Genomic DNA, 18141 nt, shown 5'->3' on the forward strand with positions numbered 1-18141 from the left:
CCGGGATTACGCTCGGCTGGTGCTGGCCAACCTCAGAAGTCACCCGAAGGCCGTCGACATCGGGCTGACCGTACTCATCGGACTGTCCACTGTGGTCTCCGCCGATGACCCCGAGGGGTTGGAGTGGTGGCTGACTTCCTTGGTGGCCCTGGCTTCCCTGTTGGTCCGGCACCGCAACCCCCTGATCACCTTTTCGACCGGGTCGGCGGTCTCGCTCCTTCACCTGGCCATGGGCAACGACCTTCGGCCGGTCGACGTCGTGGCGTTGATCGGCCTCTTCTCCGTCGCGGCGTGGGGATCGCGACGGCTGTCCCTGACCTTGCTGGCGGCGGGGCTGCTGGTCGCCGGAGCGTGGTCGTTCCACGCCTCCCAGACGAACTCGCGGGAACCGGGGCCGCCGCCACCGAGGATCATCATCATCGATCCGCTGGCGCCCTTCGACGCCGAGACCGACGCCAGGCAGGTGCAGGACTGGGGCGGTTTCGCGGGCATCGGGCTGTCGCTCACGGTGGCGTGGCTGGCCGGGCTGAACACACGGCAGCGCCGGATCCGCCTGTCGGTGCTGGAGCAGCGGGCCGCCGATCTCGAACGCGAGCGCGACACCCAGGCCGCGCTGGCCGTGGTCGCCGAACGCGGCCGGATCAGCCGCGAACTGCACGACGTCGTCGCGCACGCGCTTTCCGTGATGGTGTTGCAGGCCCAAGGCGCCCAGGCGGAACTGGAGCGGCGGCCCGAGCGGTCGCGGGAGGCGATGGACGCCGTCGTCGGCACCGGGCGGACCGCGTTGAGCGAGATCCGGCGCCTGCTCGGCGCGCTCGGGGGAGACGAGCCGGACTGGGAACCCCAGCCCGGCGCGGAACGTTTGCCGCGACTGGTCGCCGACGTCCGTTCCGCGGGCACGCCGGTCGAGTTCCTGGTCGAGGGGGAACCCCGGCCGCTTCCGTCCACAGTGGACCTCGCGGCCTACCGGATCGTGCAGGAGGCGCTGACGAACGTGCTGAAACACGCCGGTCCGGACGCGTCGGTGACTATCGTGATGCGGTACGGCCCCGGGTCGCTGGAGATCGAGGTCTCCGACGACGGCGTCCGGGCGGCGTCGCCGTCCGGCACCGGGCACGGCCTCGAAGGGATGCGGGAACGGGTGAACGTACTGGGCGGCACCTTCGAAGCGGGACCGCGGGCGGATCGCGGCTTCACCGTCCGCGCGACCCTGCCGTCATGACGATCCGGGTGGTCATCGCCGACGACCAGGCGCTCGTGCGCACCGGCCTGCGGATGATCCTGGACAACGCCGACGACATCGACGTCGTCGGCGAGGCAGCGGACGGTGCGGAGGCCATCGGGCTGGTGGCGGACCTCGATCCCGACGTCGTCCTCATGGACATCCGGATGCCCGAGATGGACGGCGTCGAGGCCACCGCCGCGATCGCCGCGGCCCATCGCGCCCGCGTCCTGGTGCTGACCACCTTCGACCTGGACGAATACGTCTACGCCGCGCTCCAGGCGGGGGCCAGCGGCTTCCTGCTCAAGGACGCGCTGGCGCCGGACCTGCTCTCCGGTGTCCGCGTCGTCGCCGCCGGCGAGGCGACCCTCGCGCCCACCGTCACCCGGCGGCTGCTCGACCGCGTCGTCACCGGCCTGCCCGCCCCGCCTCCGGACGACAGGATCGCCCTGCTCACCGGGCGCGAGAACGAGGTGCTGCATCAGCTGGCGCGTGGCCTGTCCAACGCCGAAATCGCCGAAAAGCTGTTTCTCTCCCCGGGGACGGTGAAGACCCACGTCGGCCGCATCCTCACGAAACTCGGCCTCCGGGACCGCGTCCAGGCCGTCGTGTTCGCCTACGAGTCCGGGCTGATCAGCCGGTGACCGCGGCGGGCGCGCGCCAGTGCTTGCCGCGCCGGGGCCGCCGGTGCTGACCGCGCCGCCCGAGGTCGGCGAGGCCGTCCATCGGGCGGGCGGCGAATTCCTCCGCCGTGATGCCCATCCGCACCAGGTACTTGATCTCGCCGCGCACCACTTCGGTGTCGCGCAGCCTGCCTTCCTCACGGAAGCCGAGGCCGCCGTGCAGGGAAAGCGACGCCAGGTTGCCGCCGTACACGGTGACCTCGCATTTGCGGAAACCGCGTTGCTCGAACATGTGCGCCAGGAGGACGGTGATCGCGTCCGTGGCGTAGCCGCAGCGCTGGTGACGCGGGGCGATGCCGATGCCGTAGCCGAAGTGGCCGGTCACCGGGTCCGCGCCGATGGTGCAGACCGAACCGACCAGCATGCGCCCGCGGACCGTCTCGATGCCGAAGTGGATGTCGTCGCCCGCGGAACCCGACCGGTGCAAGGCCCAATGCCGGTGCCCGCCGCCGATCAGCGTCGTCGCCTCGCGGGCCATGTCGCGGTCGAAGCCCATCAAGACCCGCCGGTCCCGGAGGCCGACCTCGCGCAACCGCACCTTCCGCCCGACCTGCCCGGGCTCGGAGGCGGAGTGGCTCACCGCGTCCGGCCGCACGGGTGCTCACGAAGGATCACAAGCATGCATCGACGATATCGGTAGTGGCGGGGCGCGTCGCCGTGGGCCCGGCCACCCGCCCCGCGCCCACGTCTAGAACCGACCGCAGTTTCCCGTCGCCGGTTTCCCGGCGAAACGCTCGCTCAGCCAGTTCGCCGCGTTGCCCTGGGCACCGGTGATGCCCAGGACGTGGGAGAACACCGGGCTGAACGACGGGATGTCCTGGAAGCGCACGTCGGCGCCTTTGGCGCACCAGTCCTTGCCGAGCTGCTTGCCGACGCTCGACGGGATGACGTCGTCGTTCGGCGTGTGTTCGACCAGCACCGGCGCCGCCGGCTTGAGCGTCCCGACGCGGTTGGCCGCGACGATCCCCCGGAAGGGCTCTTGGTCCAGGTACGCCGAGACCGGGCGCCCGTCCTTGGTCAGCTGGCCGGAGTTCTTGTACATGTACTTGAAGACGGCGTCCAGCGTGCAGGTGGTGCGCGCCTCGTCGAACAGCTGCTTGCCGGCGTCGTTGGCCAGGTCCAGGATCCCGGCTTCCGGATAGGCCGCGTTCAGGCCGATCAGCGAGTACCCCAGGAATCCGACGTACATGCCACCGTCGAGGCTCTTCGCGAGGACCGCCTTGTCCGCGGGAGCCGCTCCGACGTAGGCGCCCTTCAGGTCCAGCTCGGGGGCGTACGCGGGCGCCAGTTCGACGGCAGAAGCCGAAGCGCCGCCACCTTCCGAATAGCCCGCGACACCGACGGGTGACGCGGCCGAAAGCCCGGCGCCGGGCAGGCGTTGCGCCGCCCGAAGGACGTCGAGCACGGCGTGCGCTTCGGCCTCCCGCACCACGTACGTGTGCTCACCCGGCGTCCCGAGTCCCTGGTAGTCGGTCTGGGCCACCGCGAAGCCCTTGTCCAGCAAGGCACTCACGAACGAGCTCTGGAACGACGACACGAAGTCACCGCCCTCGCCCGCCAGCGCTTTCGACGGCGCGCATTGATCGCCCATCCCCGCGGTGAACGGCGCGTACGCCACGATCGGGCGTTGTCCCGGCCCGCTCCACGCCTTGTCCGGCACCAGGACCGTGCCCGTCACCGGGATCGCGCGGTTCGCGGTGTCCCGGCTCAGGTACATGACCCGGGTCGACTTCGCGCCGGTGAACTTCGACGGCAACGTCTTGAGCACGTCGCCGTCGGCACCCGGAGGAAGCGGTGACGGTGGCTCGTAGAAACCGGGGTCGGCGCCGGCGGGAGCCGCGACGAAGGACAACAGGGCGGCGGTCACCACGCTGGTCACCAGGGCACGCCGAAGGGAGAGCCGGGAAGAAAAGCGCATGCTGAACTCCACTGATGAGTTCGGTTTCCTCTCGCCGGATCAGCGAGAGGAAACCCACAGTGGAGGCGGGCGAGAGGGCCGTCAACCAGCGGTTTCGAGCCTTGTCAGCTCGCTGAGCACGCGTTTCCGCGTTTTTGTGATCCGCCGTCGTGTCTCCACGCCGCGCGGCCCGAAGGCCCTGAAACGCCCGAAGGCCCCCACCCGGATCGGATGGAGGCCTTCGGCGTGAAAAAAGTCAGATGGCGACGACGCGCTGGGCCTGCGGGCCCTTCTGACCTTGGCCGATCTCGAACTCGACGCGCTGCCCTTCGTCCAGGGACTTGAAGCCAGTGCCCTGAATCTCCGAGTAGTGCACGAAAACGTCCGGTCCGCCGTCGTCCTGAGCGATGAAGCCGAAGCCCTTTTCGCCGTTGAACCACTTAACGCTGCCCTGAGCCATACTTTTTTACCTGCTCTTCATAGCGAGTCTGAGCCCATTCGATGCCCCGATCTCGCCCGTCATTCTCGCAGGTCTTGTCGCTTCGCACACCTCCCCGTGCCGAATTTGTGCGAATTCCCAGGTCAGAGTCACCCTTGGCGAGTCGGCCGGACGGTCAGGTCCCCGCGCGAAGGCTTGACCTTGACCCTGCGTCAGGGTCCGAGCCTTGCCGTATGACGCACACACCACCCCTCGGAGGGTTCCAGGAGATCGACGGCCGCCGCCTCTTCGCGCACCGGTTGGGCGGCGGCGGGCCTGCCGTCGTGTTCCTGCCGGGCGCGAGCGCGGTCGGCCTGGACTACTTCGGCGTCCAGCAGGAGGTCTCGCGGTTCACCACCGCCGTGCTGTACGACCGCGGCGGCACGGGCTACAGCGATCCCCTGCCGCTGCCGCGCACCGCCACCGCGGTCGCCACGGAACTGCGTGAGCTGCTGCTCGCCCTTGACGTCACCGTCCCGTATGTCCTGGCGGCGCATTCCCTCGGCGGCTTCTACGCGCATCGGTTCGCGCAGCTCCACCCGCACGAGGTCGCCGGACTGGTCTTCCTGGACGCCCTCCACCCGGAGTGGGACGACTTCATGCCGCCCGCCGCGAGCCTGGCCCAGGCCGAGCGGCCGTCGCCGGAGCCCGACCGAGCGGCCCTTCGCGAGATGTACGCCGAGCTGCGCGCGGCCTATCCGGAAGACCTTCGCGAAGCCCTGGTCGAGGCCAAGGTGAGCGACGAATGGCTCCGCGCCGGCGCCGCCGAGCGCACCGGGCTGACCGGCCTCGCCGCCGAACTGCGGGCCGGGCCGGGACTCCCCGACGTCCCGGTCGTCGCGCTCACCGTCGCGGGCGCCGGCCGGACCGAGCTCGACGAAGCCAAGACGAAGCTGGACGCGGCTGTGGTGAGCGGGTTTTCCCGCGGGGAGCAGCGCGTGCTCACCGACACGCTCCATCACCGGCTCTGCTTCGACCGCCCCGATGCCGTGGTCCGGGCGATCCGCGACGTCGTCGATCGCTCCTAGACTCGGCGGTGTTCCCGGAACCAGGAGGACAGGTGCTCACGATCGGCCAGCTCGCCGCGACCGCGGGCGTGACCGTGCGCGCCGTCCGCCACTACCACCACGTCGGCCTGCTGCCCGAGCCCGAACGCGACGCCTCCGGATATCGCCGGTACAGCGCGCAGGCGGCCGTGGACCTCATCCGGATCAGGACCCTCGCCGACGCCGGGGTGCCGTTGGCCCGCGTCGACGCGCTGCTGCACGCCCAGCCCGCCGAATTCGCCGCCGCCATCACCGAGATCGACGCCGAACTGCGGCGCAAGATCGACAGGCTCGCCGAAAACCGCCTCCGGATCGCCGAACTGACCGGCGGCGAACGGCTCGTCCTGCCGCCCGGCGTGGTCGCCCTCCTGGATCGGATGCGCGGCCTGGGCGTGAGCGAGCAGCGGGTGCTGCTGGAACGCGACGCGTGGATCCTGATGCGGGCGCTGGATCCGCGCGCCGTGCCGGAGCGGCTTCGGGACAAGAACGCCGCTTTCGACGACCCCGAGACATTGCGGGTCTATCTGGCCTGCGATCAGGCTGTCGGCTGGGATCCGCGTGATCCGCGGCTGGACGGGCTCATCGACGACCTCGACGCCTGGGAGATCGAGCACGAACGGGACGGTGGGCGGCCGGGATACCGCGAGCTGGTCGTCTCCCGGATCTCCGAGGCGTCACCGGCGTGGCGACGCGTCGTCGACGAACTCACCCACCGCGCCCTGCGGCGTCAGTGCGCCTCCGGCTCCGAGCCGATCCGGTAGTGCACGGGGCGGCCGTCCGCGTCCTGAACCGGGACCGGCTTGCCCTCGGCGTCCACGATCTTGCCGTCGACGATCTTGTCGCCGTTCTTGAGCTGGGACAGGGCTTTGAGGTCGGAGTAGTCGATCACTCGCGTAGCCGTCGCGAACACCGACGGGTCGCTGCCCGCCTTGCCCGGCTTCAGATGGTTGAACACCAGGTTCAGCACGACGGCCAAGAGCGCGGCGGAGCTGATCCCCGAATGGAAGATCGTGCCGACCCACGCCGGGAAATGGTGGTAGAAGTCCGGAATCGCGATCGGGACCATGCCGAGACCGACCGAGGCGGCGACGATGACGAGGTTCAGGTTACCGTCGTAGTCCACTTTGGACAGAGTCTTGATGCCTGACGCCGCGACCGTGCCGAACAGCACGAGACCGGCGCCGCCCAGGACCGGGTAAGGGATCGCGGCGACCACCCGGCCGAGGATCGGGAGCATCCCGAGTACCAGCAGGACCACACCTCCGGCGGTCACCACGAACCTGCTCCTGACCCCGGTGATCGCGACCAGGCCGACGTTCTGGGCGAACGCGCTCTGGGTGAAACCGTTGAAGACCGGCGCGATCGCCGAGGACGCCATGTCGGCGCGCAGGCCGTCGCCGATCCGGCGCCTGCCGACCCGCGTTCCGACGATCTCGCCCACCGCGAGGAGGTCGGCCGTGGTCTCGGTGAGGGTCACCAGCACGACGATGGACATCGACACGATCGCGGCGATGTCGAAGGTCGGCGCGCCGAAGCTGAACGGTGTCGGCAACGCGAAGATCGGGCCGTCCCCGACCTCGGAGAAATCGGCCTTGCCCAGCAGGGCGGCCAGCACGGTCCCCACCACGATCGACAGCAGGATCGACAGGCGCGAGATCGCCGGGACCGCGACCTTGCTGAGCACCAGCACGATCGCGAGGGTCAGCGCGGCCAGCCCGATGTTGGAGACCGAGCCGAAGTCCGGCGCCTTGTCGTTGTTGCCCATCGCCCACTTGGCCGCGACCGGCATCAGGCTGAGCCCGATCACCGTGATCACCGTCCCGGTGACGACCGGCGGGAAGTACTTCACCAGCCGGGAGAACACCGGTGTGATGAGCAGGCCGAGCACCGACGAGGCGATCACGGAGCCGAACACCGCCGGGAGTCCGCCGTCGGCCACGATCGCGGTCATCGTGGCCACTCCGGCGAAGGAAGTGCCCTGGACCAGCGGCAGCCGCGAACCGAAGAAGGGCACGCCGTACGACTGCAGGATCGTCGCCAGCCCGCCGATGAACAGGCACGACGCGACGAGCAGCCCGATCTCGGCGGGCGAGACGCCCGCGGCGCCGCCGATGATCAGCGGTGGCGCGATGATCCCGCCGTACATCGTCAGGACGTGCTGGAAGCCGTAAGTGAAACTCTTGCCGATCCCGAGCCGTTCGTCCTCGGGCCCACCCCTCGCGGCCGCTGCGGTCTGCGTCCTCTTCACCATGGATCCGCCTCTCGGTAGAAGCGAGCGATGCCGGGCAATTTCAATCTGCGGAGGTTAACTTCCACATAGCAGAACAATCAAGACCCGATTTCAGCAGGTGATTGCCACCGGGTACCGGCTTTGGTATACCAAATAGGGTTCGTCGAGAGAGGTGTGTTCAGTGTTGATCCGGGACGTCCGCCCCTGGGGTGGACAGCGCAGTGACGTCGAAGTGGCCGATGGCCGGATCGCCGCGGTACGGCCGCACGACCCCGCCGCCACCGCGGCGCCCGGCATCGTCGAAGGACACGGGCGGCTGCTGTTCCCGTCGTTCAGCGACGTGCACGTCCACCTGGACTCGACTCGCGTCGGCCTGCCGTTCCGGCCGCACACCGGCGCGCCGGGCGTGTGGGCGATGATGCTGAACGACCGCGAGAACTGGCGCGACGCCGAGGTTCCGCTGCCCGAGCGCGTCGCCGGGACGCTGGAGCGGATGATCGCCAACGGCACCACGCGGGTGCGCACCTACGCGCAGGTGGACGTCGACTGCAAGCTGGAGAAGCTCGACGCCGTACTCGCCGCGAAGGAGCGCTTCGCCGGGCACGCGGACGTCGAGATCATGGCGTTCCCGCAGGCCGGGATCCTGCGCGAACCCGGCACCGTGGACGTGCTGGAGGCTTCGCTGCGCTCGGGCGCCACGGTCGTCGGCGGGATCGACCCGTGCTCGTTGGACAAAGACCCCAAGGGACACCTGGACGTCGTGTTCGGCCTCGCCGAGAAGTACGGCGTCGAGGTGGACATCCACCTGCACGAACCTGGCCACCTCGGCGTTTTCTCGACCGATCTGGTGATCGAGCGGGTCCGCGCGCTGGACATGCGCGGAAAGGTGACCATGTCGCACGCGTACGAACTGGGGTCGGTCTCGGAATCGGTGAGCCGCCGCCTGATCGACACGTTCGCGGAGCTGGACATCGCGATGGCGACCGTCGCACCGTCCGTCGACGGCCAGCTGTCGCTGGCGGACCTCACGACCGCGGGCGTGCGCGTCGGCCTCGGCGAGGACGGTCAGCGGGATTACTGGAGCCCGTACGGCAACTGCGATCTGCTCGACCGCACCTGGCAACTGGCCTTCACCCACGGCTTCCGCCGCGACGACCTGATCGAAATGGCCCTGGCCGTCGCGACCATGGGCGGCGCTTCGATCCTGAGCCACGACGTCCCGCGGCTGGCGAGCATCGCCGACCGCCCGGGCGTGGCCGTCGGCGACCGCGCCGACCTGCTGCTGGTGGACGGCGAAACCCCGACGAGCGCGGTGATGGACCGCGGTAAGGACCGCACGGTGCTGCACGACGGCGTCGTCGTGGCGGACGGCCTCACGGTGGTCGAGCTCTAGAGTTCGCCCGCTCGCTCGTACAGCTTCCGCACCGGCTCGGTCAACGCGGCGCCGCTGAGGTCCGTCGTCACGCCGTCCTCGGTCATCGTCCCCCGGCTGGTGACGCTGAAGATGGTGCCCTTGCCGGTGGCGGGGTCGAAGTTCCGCAGCCACGGACCGCCACTGGAGCCGCCCGCGAGGTCGCAGTCGGTGTTCCACGTCGCGTTGACGGAGTTCTCCTCGAACGTGGCGGGTCGCTCGCAAGAGAACAACGCCTCACCACCGGCCGCCTTCGACACCGGGTAGCCGAGCATGGTCGTGTCCACAGTGGACGGAAGCTTCTCGAAGGAGATGTCCTGGGTGCCCGCGACGTCGGCGACGTGGTGACCGTCGACCGGATCCAAGGCGATCACCGCGTCGTCGTCCGACCCGCTCATCGGCCCCGAATACGTGCTGGACCAGGCGAAGGCCCGAGCCGCGAACACCCCGTGCGGCGCTTCGCCGTGGTCGTAACCCGGGACGAACACGACGTTGACGATCTTGATCGGGTTGTCGAACCGGTCCAGCCCGCCGTTCACGCAGTGCCCGGCGGTGAAGGCGACATCCTTGCTGGAGCTGGGAACCACGGTCGCCGTGCAGGATCCGTCGACCCCGGGCCGGGCAGTGAAGAACAGCCGCCCGACCCCCGACGGCACCGGCCCCTCCCATTCACGGCCGATCTTCTCCGCGGGCGGCAACTCGTCGTCACCCACCCACTGACGCATCCGCTCCGGCGTCCAATGCGCCAGCGCCGCCGCCCGGTCGGCCTCGCTCACCGTGGTCACCACCTGGTCGTCGGCCGCGGACGCCGGCGCGGCGACCACCACCGTCGCGGCTCCGAGAGCGGCCGAGAGGGCGACGACACGGCGAGCTGCGCGCTTCAAGTCCATGATCAAGAGACGCACCGGACGCCGGGAAGGTTGTTCACCGGATCAGGCGCCGTCGGCGAAACCCTTCAGCTGATCGGCTTCCAGCTTTTCGAGCGTCCGTCGCAGCCAGCCGATCTCGGCGCTCGCCATGGTCCGCTGGTAGTCCGCGTCGACGAGGTGGATCGAGTCCACCGGGCCGTCGAAATCGGCCAGCCGGGCGTCGATCTCGGTCTCGAAGCCGGCGAGGCTCCGTTCGCAGGTCTCGAGCCGCTCGCGCAACGCGGCCACCGCCTCGGATTTCGAGATCGACGCCACGAACGCCAGCGCCGCGGGAAACTCCGGGTACTCCACGGCGGGAACCCGCAGCATTTCGCGCACCCACTCCTTGGACACCTGGACACCGCGCTCGGTGGTACGGAAGACGGTGCGCTCCGGACGGTTTTCGTGCTTGGCCGTCTCGTGCACGGCGATCAGCCCGTCGCGCTCCAGCCTGCGCATCGTCTGATAGATCGCGTTTCGCTGACTGACGTTGATGACGCGGTCCTTGTCCCATTCGAAGATCCGCTGACGCAGCCCGTACGGATGCTTGGGTTCGACGGCGAGCAGCAGCAGGACGGCCATGGCCAGCGGAGAACGGCGGACTGTCGCCGTGTCCGTCTCCTCGTCGTTCGGATGTCCGGTCACGGATCAATCATTTCAGCCTCTCCGCAGGATCGCGCGAAACGCCTCGGCCAGCGCCTCCGACGGCCGGGCGGTCGCCGGACTCAGCCAGGCCACGTAACCGTCGGGGCGGATCAGCGCGGCACCACCCGCGCCGACCGGATAGCGCTCGCCCCAAAGGTTCTCCGGGTCGGTGAGGCCACCGGCCGCGCCGATCCGGAACGCCCGGACCGGGACGGAAAGCCGAGCCGAGACCTCGCTCGCGGCCTCGACCCACGCGGCACCGTCCGCACCGGCGAACAGGACGAAGCCACGGCCGAACAGGTCGTGCGTCGACAGCCGCGCACCGTCGCGCTCCACCCACAGGTGCGGCGCGCGCACCCCCGCCCGCGCCACCTTGTCCAGCGTGTCCCCGAAAACGGTGTCGTGCCCGGCGCCGATGACCGCGGAGGACCAGTAGCGCTGCCCCAGCGTCCACAACTGGTCGTCCGTGATGTCGTCCTCGATCTCGGTGCTGTTGCGCTTCATCTGCCTGTGCACCACGAGGTCCGACAGTTCGACGGCGACGGTGTGCCGCTCGTCGTGGTAGGTGTCGAGCAGACCCTTTCCAGCCCAGCCGTGCACCACTCCGGCGATCTTCCATGCCAGGTTGTAGCCGTCCTGCACTCCGGTGTTGGCGCCCATCGCGCCCGCGGGCGGCCACACGTGCGCGGCGTCGCCCGCGAGGAAGACACGGCCTTCGCGGTACCGGTCGGCGATGCCGATGGCCTGCTCCCAGGCGGCCACGTCTTCGATCTCCACCGCCAGGTCGTCCCGGCCGATCGCGGCCCGGACGTCCGCGACACAGCGCTCGGCGGTGAAGTCGGCGATCGATTCGCCCGCCGCCGGGTCGTAACCGACGCTCATCCCCCAGCGATCGGGCCGGGCCGTGGTCACCAGGCCGCCACCGACCTTCTCGTTCACGATGATCCAGAACAGCGCCGGCTTCGGCACGAACTCCGAAAGGTCGGCGCGGAAGACGATGCTCACCGAATGCTGGATCACGCCGGGGCCGGTGCGGTGGATGCCGAGCCGCTCCCGGATCGGGCTGCGGTGCCCGTCCGCGGCGACGACGTAGTCCGCCCGCACGGTCTGCTCGACGCCGGTCGCCCGGTCGCGGACGACCGCGGTCACGCCGTCGTCTTCGGTGACGACGGAGACCACTTCGGTGTCGAAGCGGTGCCTGGCACCCAGTTCACGAGCGGCGGCGATCAGAATCGGCTCGACCGCGCCCTGATCGGCCTGGCAGAACTCGCCGGGGCTGAGATCCGGCCAGCTCCGCGGCGCGGCGTCACCGAACAGCCAATGCCATTCGCCCGCCAGTGTCTCGCAGCGGGCGACGCCCCAGTCGTCCTCGAAGGGCTTACCGGCCTCCCGGATGGCCTCTTCCAGACCCAGCGCGCGGTAGATCTCCATGGTCCGCTGGTTGATCCCCCGCGCCCGGCCCTGGATCGAAGCACCTGGATGCCGGTCGACCAGCAAGGCGCGAACCCCCTGTTCGGCAAGGAACAAGGTGGTCGTCAACCCGACCAGGCCGCCACCCACCACGAGAACCGGTACGTGCTCGCCGTCCGCCATACGTCTCCCCTTCGAAGGTTCTGCTATAGCCATAGAGTTACTAGCCATATTATGACTATGTCAAGGCGAAGGTTGTCCGGAAGAATGGACGCATGATCGGTGACCGATGGGGCGTGAGCGACGACGAGATCGCACGCGGCTACCCGTGCGACGACTTCGTCACCTCGCCCGCCTTGAAGGCGTGGCGAGGCGTGACCGTCGAGGCGCCCGTCGACGCGGTGTGGCCTTGGGTCGTCCAGCTGCGGCTGGCACCGTATTCCTACGACTGGATCGACAACCTCGGCCGCCGCTCACCTCGCGAGCCGGTGGCACTTCCCGACCCCCGAGTCGGGGACAAGTTCACCGCCGCCGGTGGGCGCGAAGTCGGCCGAATCGTCTCGGTCGCCCCAGGCGAACAGCTGACGGCCGCCATCATGGGCGCCTTCATGTCTTATGTGCTCGTGCCCCGGGATCGCGACACTTCGCGCCTGCTGTTGAAGGTCGTCATGCGTACCAACCGTTTGGTGGCCATCGGGGTGTCCGTCGGCGATCTGCTCATGGCGCGACGGCAACTGCTCAACTTCAAGCAGCTCGCCGAACGACACCCGCGCTGACTCCACAGGGAAGATCCACGCGTGGCTCGAACCCAGAGCCTACGGATCAAAAGCCAGCGGGTTCGACTGCGGTGATCTCGAAGCTGTGGCGGTTTACAAGGGTTCTTACCTGCGGTGGCGCCTCGTTCACGATCTCGGTCCGTGTCGGCGTTACCTCTCACAGGATGCGTGCCAACGGTCAGATGTTGGATTTGTGGTGACAAGGGCGACGTGCACAGCGGCACGCGCGGCCACGAGGACCGAGCACGGCGTCGCCATCCCTTCGCCGAGGATCGTCGAAATCGCTCGCGCGGTCGGTCACGGCATTGGCAGGGGACAGTCCCGGCCCGGCAAGCGGTCGACCAGGCGAGTGCACGCTGTGCCGATGTGTCTCGGCTATCGGCGACGGGTGGAGTCGTCCAGGTAGGCGAGGACGGCGAGGACGCGTCGATTGGCGGAGAGGTCGGTGGCCAGTCCGAGCTTGTCGAAGGTGGTTGTCGTGTATTTGCTGACGGCTCCCTTACTCAGATGCAGCACGCGGGCGATCGCGGCGTTCGAGAGGCCCTCGGCCATCAGCGCGAGCATCTCGCGTTCGCGATCGGTCAGCGTCGCCAGCGCGGACTTCGGTCCGGGTCGTTCCAGGAGCCTGGTTATGACCGCCGGGTCGAGGGCTGTTCCCCCGGCCGCGACGCGCTCGAGATTGTCGAAGAATTCGTCGCCGTCGAACACGCGATCTTTGAGGAGGTAGCCGATGCCGCCGGCTCCGTCGGCGACGAGTTCACGTGCGTAGAGCTGCTCGACGTGTTGGGAGAGCACCAGGATCGGCAGGCCCGGGATGTTGTTCCGGGCGGCCAGCGCGGCTCTGAGGCCGTCGTCGGTGTTGTCCGGCGGCATCCGCACATCGATGAGTCCGATGTCCGGTCGGTGTCGTAGGAGCGCGTCCAGGGTCTCTGGGCCGGTGGCGGCCGTGGCGACGACATCGTGCCCGAAGGCATCCAGGAGCCTTGCGAGGCCTTCGCGGAGGAGGAACTGATCTTCGGCTAAAACGACGCGCACGGCATCCTCACGGTGATCGAGGTCGGTCCACCGACCGGACTGTGGATGTCGAGCACCGCGTCGAACACGTCGAGCCGCCGGCGGATCCCGTCCAGACCGCTCCCCGGCCGCGGGGAGGCTCCACCCGCGCCGGTGTCACGGACCGTGATGGTGACGAACTCGGTGTCCGAGGCGATGGTGACGGCGGCATGGTCGGTGTGGGCATGTTTGGTGACGTTGGTGAGCAGCTCGCCGGTGGCGAAGAAGAGTGCCGTGGCCAGAGGCGATGGCAGACGCAGTCCGTCGTCCCCTGTGACGGTGACGTCGAGGGGGCTGTCCAACGCGGCGGCCCGAATCGCCGGCACCAGGCCGCGTTCGACCAACACCGGGGGGTACACACCCCGAACGAGGTCGCGTAACTCGTTCAGGGATGCGCGGGTGCCTTCGCGCGCGGCCTTGAGCATCGCCTCGGCACGCTCCGGATCGGCCTTGACGAGCCGTTCCGCCGCCGCCAGGTCGAGCCCGACCGCCACGAGCCGGGCCTGCGCACCGTCGTGCAGATCGCGTTCGATTCGGCGGATCTCCGCATCATGGGCGGCGGAGAGGTCGGCTCGCTGGGTTTTCCAATCAGCGGGCGACTTTTCGTCCGCGGCCGGGGCGAGCCATCGCCGCGCCAGGGGAACGACAAGCCGCCACGTCCAAGGTGCGATCGACAGGCCGACAACGAGGAGGCACACCCCGATACCGGCGGATGCCGACGTGGTGGATGCACACACGACGATCGCGGCGACCACAGCTGCGCAGGGAACCGCGCACACGATGCCGATCGTGACGGCGGCGAGCACGACCCAGCGCACTTCCCGCCAATACGCCGGTTCGCTGATCTGCCGCACCCGTTGATCCATCCGGGCATCCTTCTGGCTGCGCTCGTAGGAGACACCGTTCCACCAATACCCGGTCGCCAGCCTCACCGGCTCCGCAAGCGGACGGAAACCCGACTCGACGCGCACAGACGTCCACTGCAGGATCAGCCGACGGAACATCTCGGCCACCGGGTGTGCGAGAACGAGCGTGACCGGGACTCCGATCAGGGCGAGGCCGACCCAGGACCACGGGTTCGTCCACGACCATGGCGCTCCGAGCACGCCGAAGGCGGCAAGCACCGGGAGGAGCGCGACGCACACCGGGATGAGCAGGGCAAACCCGGCGAAGACGGTGGACCGGATGAAACCGTGGAGCACCACCGCCGCGGCACGACCAACCGGTGTCCGCGGCCGTGGATCCCGCTGCCTCATCGTCGTTCTCCTCGCACCCGTTGTCCCGTGTCGCCTCACGCCGCGGACAGGCGTCGGGCCCAGCGCCGGGAGACGACCGCGACCGGGATCAACGCCAGTGCCCCAAGCCCCTGAATCACTCCGTACCAGACCGGAGCGATTCCCGGGATGAAGTCGACCACGACCACCGCGACGGGAAGCACCGTGGACACCACACGCAGCCGCCCGACCATCCCCGCGGATCCTGCTCCCGCACTGCGCGCCACCCACAACAGGAACGGCGAGACCGCCACCAGGATGAGTGCCCGCACCCACATGAACGTGCTCGCCCCTTCACCCAGGAGAGTGACGCCGACCACGGATGCCAAGGCGATCGTGTTGAACACCAGGAAGATCCAGATGCACTTCCTCGCCAGCTCGAACTCCTCCCGCACGCTCGCCCCACGCAACTGCTCAGCCATCATGTTTCCTCTCGTCGAAGTCGTGCCACCACGCTAAGAAAAGCGCCCCTGCCGCAATACCGGTCTGAACCCACGATCGGGGTGGGGCTATCCCCACCAACCCTGGTGAGCCGATGGAGAGTCGCGACAAGACAGAGGACGGCAGCGCAGTCTCCGGCGTACTTGTCCGAGCACATTCAGCGAAGTGGGCAGGGTCGTGCCCGGCGACGTGAGCACCTCGGAACGCGAGCGCCGCGACCGGATTCCCCTTCTGTCGCGACGAAAGCGGACCGTGCACCGTGCAGGCTCCGGCCTAACCGGAGGGAGTCGTTACCGATGTCGGCGCGGGATCGCCTGGCGGGATATGCCGGACGTGTTCGGTCCGCGGCAGGCGATCCCGGACCTGGCCGGACCTGGCACTCGAACTGGTGGCCTCGGACACACAACGGGCCACACGGATTTCCCAAACCTGAGCGAAGATAGTCAAACACCGTTTTCGCAGATCAAACGGGGTTTTGAAGTGGGCCGCCTGGGGCTCGAACCCAGAACCTACGGATTAAAAGTCCGCAGCTCTACCAATTGAGCTAACGGCCCGTGCGGCTGAGTCTAGTAGACCGCCGCCGACCACCAGGATGGCGGGGCCGCCGCCGGAGCGCCACGGAATTGTCGGGGGTCTCTGCCAGGGTCGGGGCATGGACACGATCCCCGACGAGAACTACTCGCCCAAGTGGGAGGGCGACCGCCCGGAGTCTCCGCGCGTGGCGAGCGAGCGCGAGATCCTGACGTCCACGCTGGACTGGCATCGCCGCACCTTCGAGCTGAAGTGCGCGGGCCTGACGCCGGAGCAGATGGCCCTGCGGTCGGCGGAGCCGTCGAGCATGTCGTTGCACGGGCTGCTCAGGCATCTCACCGGCACCGAGCGCTGGTGGTTCCGCCTGCAGTTCGCGGGTGAAGAGCTCCCGATGCTCTATTACTCCGACGATCGGCCCGAGCAGGACTTCGACGACACCGATGGCGACGTCGAGGCCGCGTGGGCGTTGTGGCGTGAGGAGTGCGAGCGGTCGAGGGAGATCGTCGCGGCCGCTTCGCTCGACGACACGGGAACGAGCCGTCGCGACGGCTCGCCGTTCTCCCTGCGGTGGCTGCTGACCCATCACATCGCCGAGTACGCGCGTCACGACGGCCACGCCGACCTGCTGCGCGAGCGCATAGACGGGAGGACAGGCCACTGAAACCCCGGAGTGCGATGCTGGGCCGATGAACGCCGATCCCGATTCCGGCCTCCTCTCCCCGGTCCGCGCCGGCACGCCCGCCGAGGCTGCGACGGGTGATCTCGCCTGGCTGCGAGCCCTGCTCGACGCGGAGGCGGCGCTCGCCAGGGCGCAGGCCAGCACGGGGCTGATCCCGCGGGAAGCCGCGGACGCGATCACTGACGCGGCCGCGAGGATCGAGATCGACGTGGTCGCGCTGGCGAGGGCCGCGCGGGAGACTGCGAATCCGGTCGTGGGGTTGATCAAGGAGCTGACCGAGGCGGCCGGGACGGAGTACGTCCATCGCGGCTCGACCAGCCAGGACATCTTCGACACCGCGATGATGCTGGTCGCCGCGCGGACACGGGCGCTCATCGCGGCCGACCTCGAGGCGACGGCGAGCGCGCTGGAGGACCTCGCCCGCGCGCATCGCGACACGGTCATGGCCGGGCGCACCCTCACCGCCCACGCGGTCCCGACCACGTTCGGGCTCAAGGCGGCGGGGTGGCGTCAGCTGACGCTCGACGCGCTCGACAGGCTGAACCGCGTCGTCCTGCCGGTCTCGCTGGGCGGCGCGGCGGGTACACGGGCCGCGTACGCCGAGTACGCGCGCCTCGCCGAGCTGCCCGACGGCTATCCGCAGCGCCTGCAGACGGCCTTCGCCGAAGAGACCGGTCTCGCCGAGACCACGCTCCCCTGGCACACGCTCCGCACGCCGACGGCCGACCTCGCGGCGGCGCTGTCGTTCACCGCCGCCGCGCTCGGCAAGATCGCTGTCGACGTCCAGTTCCTGACCCGCACCGAGGTCGGCGAGGTCACGGAACCGGCGGGCGAGGGCCGTGGCGGTTCTTCGGCGATGCCGCACAAACGCAATCCGGTGCTGGCGACGCTGATCCGCTCGGCCGCGCTCCAGGTCCCGGTGCTGGCCACCGGCGTCACCCAGGCCCTGGTCTCCGAGGACGAACGGTCCGCGGGCGCGTGGCACGCCGAGTGGCAACTGCTGCGCGAATGCCTGCGGCTGACCGGCGGCGCCGCGCACACGGCGGCCGAGCTCGCGCGCGGTCTGGTCGTCGAGGACGGACGCATGCGCGAGAACCTCGGGATCACGCACGGCCAGATCGTGTCCGAGCGGCTCTCGACCGTGCTCGCCCCGCTGCTCGGCAAGACGCGGGCGAAGGAGGTCCTCGGGCACGCGTCCAAGCTCGCCCTCGAACAGGGCAAGCCTCTCGGCGAGGTCCTTTCCGGCCTACCGGAGATAACCGGAGTCCTGCCCGCGGAATCCCTGTCCGACCTGCTGGATCCCGCGAACTACACCGGCTCGGCCGGGGTGCTCACGGACGCCGCGCTTCAGGCCCGCGAAGAAAAACCGGGAACTCCTTGAACCGGTCCCGAACCGGGCCCGTGTAGGGGGTACAAGCTCACCGCGCCGAGCCGCGGAACCCCTACGAACAAGGAGA

At 69.2% G+C, this 18141-nt stretch carries 18 protein-coding genes and 1 tRNA gene; 8 read left to right on the plus strand and 11 right to left on the minus strand.

The features are described 5' to 3' along the window. Nucleotides 1–19: 19 nt before the first annotated feature. Nucleotides 20–1222, plus strand: coding sequence for a sensor histidine kinase (locus ACFWMR_RS04030; protein ID WP_378376797.1), 1203 nt, complete (start codon nt 20–22; stop codon nt 1220–1222). Next, the gene (locus ACFWMR_RS04035) at nt 1219–1866 is read left to right on the plus strand and encodes a response regulator (protein ID WP_378376799.1); all 648 of its coding nucleotides are present in this window, start codon (nt 1219–1221) and stop codon (nt 1864–1866) included. Before ACFWMR_RS04030 ends, ACFWMR_RS04035 begins: the two co-directional genes overlap by 4 nt. Here the strand turns inward: ACFWMR_RS04035 and ACFWMR_RS04040 are convergent. From ACFWMR_RS04040 to ACFWMR_RS04050, 3 genes are all read right to left on the minus strand, one after another. Continuing rightward, on the minus strand, nt 1856–2500 hold the full coding sequence (locus ACFWMR_RS04040; RefSeq protein WP_378376801.1) for a GNAT family N-acetyltransferase: 645 nt from the start codon (nt 2498–2500) through the stop codon (nt 1856–1858). The two genes, ACFWMR_RS04035 and ACFWMR_RS04040, sit on opposite strands and share 11 nt — an antisense overlap. 93 nt (nt 2501–2593) lie before the next feature. Further along, nucleotides 2594–3823, minus strand: coding sequence for a lipase family protein (locus ACFWMR_RS04045; protein WP_378376803.1), 1230 nt, complete (start codon nt 3821–3823; stop codon nt 2594–2596). Nucleotides 3824–4058: 235 nt separating this feature from the next. Next, nucleotides 4059–4262 carry a cold-shock protein gene (locus tag ACFWMR_RS04050; protein WP_016330817.1) on the minus strand — a complete coding sequence of 68 codons (204 nt, stop codon included), beginning with the start codon at nt 4260–4262 and terminating at the stop codon, nt 4059–4061. A 212-nt stretch (nt 4263–4474) separates the two neighbouring features. On the opposite strand from ACFWMR_RS04050, the gene ACFWMR_RS04055 reads away from it, so the two are divergent. Both ACFWMR_RS04055 and ACFWMR_RS04060 read left to right on the plus strand, forming a co-directional pair. Further along, nucleotides 4475–5308, plus strand: coding sequence for an alpha/beta fold hydrolase (locus tag ACFWMR_RS04055; RefSeq protein WP_378376805.1), 834 nt, complete (start codon nt 4475–4477; stop codon nt 5306–5308). A gap of 32 nt (nt 5309–5340) precedes the next feature. Then, nucleotides 5341–6087, plus strand: coding sequence for a MerR family transcriptional regulator (locus ACFWMR_RS04060; RefSeq protein WP_378276107.1), 747 nt, complete (start codon nt 5341–5343; stop codon nt 6085–6087). Here the strand turns inward: ACFWMR_RS04060 and ACFWMR_RS04065 are convergent. Beyond that, a complete protein-coding gene (locus ACFWMR_RS04065; RefSeq protein WP_378376807.1) occupies nt 6054–7577 on the minus strand; it encodes a nucleobase:cation symporter-2 family protein in 1524 nt (507 codons plus the stop codon). The two genes, ACFWMR_RS04060 and ACFWMR_RS04065, sit on opposite strands and share 34 nt — an antisense overlap. Before the next feature lie 160 nt (nt 7578–7737). On the opposite strand from ACFWMR_RS04065, the gene ACFWMR_RS04070 reads away from it, so the two are divergent. Next, nucleotides 7738–8949 (plus strand): amidohydrolase family protein, encoded by a 1212-nt coding sequence (locus tag ACFWMR_RS04070; protein WP_378376808.1) that lies wholly within the window; start codon nt 7738–7740, stop codon nt 8947–8949. Here ACFWMR_RS04070 and ACFWMR_RS04075 read toward each other — a convergent pair. Genes ACFWMR_RS04075 through ACFWMR_RS04085 form a run of 3 tightly spaced genes read right to left on the minus strand, consistent with a single transcriptional unit; the run spans nt 8946 to nt 12113 of the window. Further along, a complete protein-coding gene (locus tag ACFWMR_RS04075; protein ID WP_378376810.1) occupies nt 8946–9857 on the minus strand; it encodes a trypsin-like serine peptidase in 912 nt (303 codons plus the stop codon). The two genes, ACFWMR_RS04070 and ACFWMR_RS04075, sit on opposite strands and share 4 nt — an antisense overlap. Nucleotides 9858–9899: 42 nt before the next feature. Further along, nucleotides 9900–10520: a PadR family transcriptional regulator gene (locus ACFWMR_RS04080; RefSeq protein WP_378376812.1), complete on the minus strand. Its 621-nt coding sequence runs from the start codon at nt 10518–10520 to the stop codon at nt 9900–9902. Between the two features lie 12 nt (nt 10521–10532). Beyond that, nucleotides 10533–12113: an FAD-dependent monooxygenase gene (locus ACFWMR_RS04085; protein ID WP_378376814.1), complete on the minus strand. Its 1581-nt coding sequence runs from the start codon at nt 12111–12113 to the stop codon at nt 10533–10535. A gap of 92 nt (nt 12114–12205) precedes the next feature. On the opposite strand from ACFWMR_RS04085, the gene ACFWMR_RS04090 reads away from it, so the two are divergent. Continuing rightward, complete coding sequence (locus ACFWMR_RS04090) at nt 12206–12706, plus strand: polyketide cyclase (RefSeq protein ID WP_378376816.1); 501 nt, start codon at nt 12206–12208, stop codon at nt 12704–12706. Between the two features lie 375 nt (nt 12707–13081). Here the strand turns inward: ACFWMR_RS04090 and ACFWMR_RS04095 are convergent, their stop codons facing one another. From ACFWMR_RS04095 to ACFWMR_RS04110, 4 genes are all read right to left on the minus strand, one after another. Further along, complete coding sequence (locus tag ACFWMR_RS04095; protein ID WP_378376817.1) at nt 13082–13741, minus strand: response regulator transcription factor; 660 nt, start codon at nt 13739–13741, stop codon at nt 13082–13084. Beyond that, on the minus strand, nt 13726–15015 hold the full coding sequence (locus ACFWMR_RS04100) for a sensor histidine kinase (protein ID WP_378376819.1): 1290 nt from the start codon (nt 15013–15015) through the stop codon (nt 13726–13728). Before ACFWMR_RS04100 ends, ACFWMR_RS04095 begins: the two co-directional genes overlap by 16 nt. A gap of 35 nt (nt 15016–15050) precedes the next feature. Next, nucleotides 15051–15455 (minus strand): hypothetical protein, encoded by a 405-nt coding sequence (locus ACFWMR_RS04105; protein ID WP_378376821.1) that lies wholly within the window; start codon nt 15453–15455, stop codon nt 15051–15053. Between the two features lie 500 nt (nt 15456–15955). Then, a tRNA-Lys gene (locus ACFWMR_RS04110) sits at nt 15956–16028 on the minus strand. Nucleotides 16029–16126: 98 nt separating this feature from the next. On the opposite strand from ACFWMR_RS04110, the gene ACFWMR_RS04115 reads away from it, so the two are divergent. Together ACFWMR_RS04115 and pcaB are read left to right on the plus strand one after the other, a co-directional pair. Next, nucleotides 16127–16666, plus strand: coding sequence for a DinB family protein (locus ACFWMR_RS04115; RefSeq protein WP_378376823.1), 540 nt, complete (start codon nt 16127–16129; stop codon nt 16664–16666). A 25-nt stretch (nt 16667–16691) separates the two neighbouring features. Beyond that, nucleotides 16692–18065 (plus strand): 3-carboxy-cis,cis-muconate cycloisomerase, encoded by a 1374-nt coding sequence (pcaB, locus tag ACFWMR_RS04120; RefSeq protein WP_378376825.1) that lies wholly within the window; start codon nt 16692–16694, stop codon nt 18063–18065. Nucleotides 18066–18141 lie beyond the last annotated feature (76 nt).

Origin of the sequence: Amycolatopsis thailandensis (assembly GCF_042723255.1) — a bacterium.
GTDB lineage: Bacteria > Actinomycetota > Actinomycetes > Mycobacteriales > Pseudonocardiaceae > Amycolatopsis > Amycolatopsis thailandensis.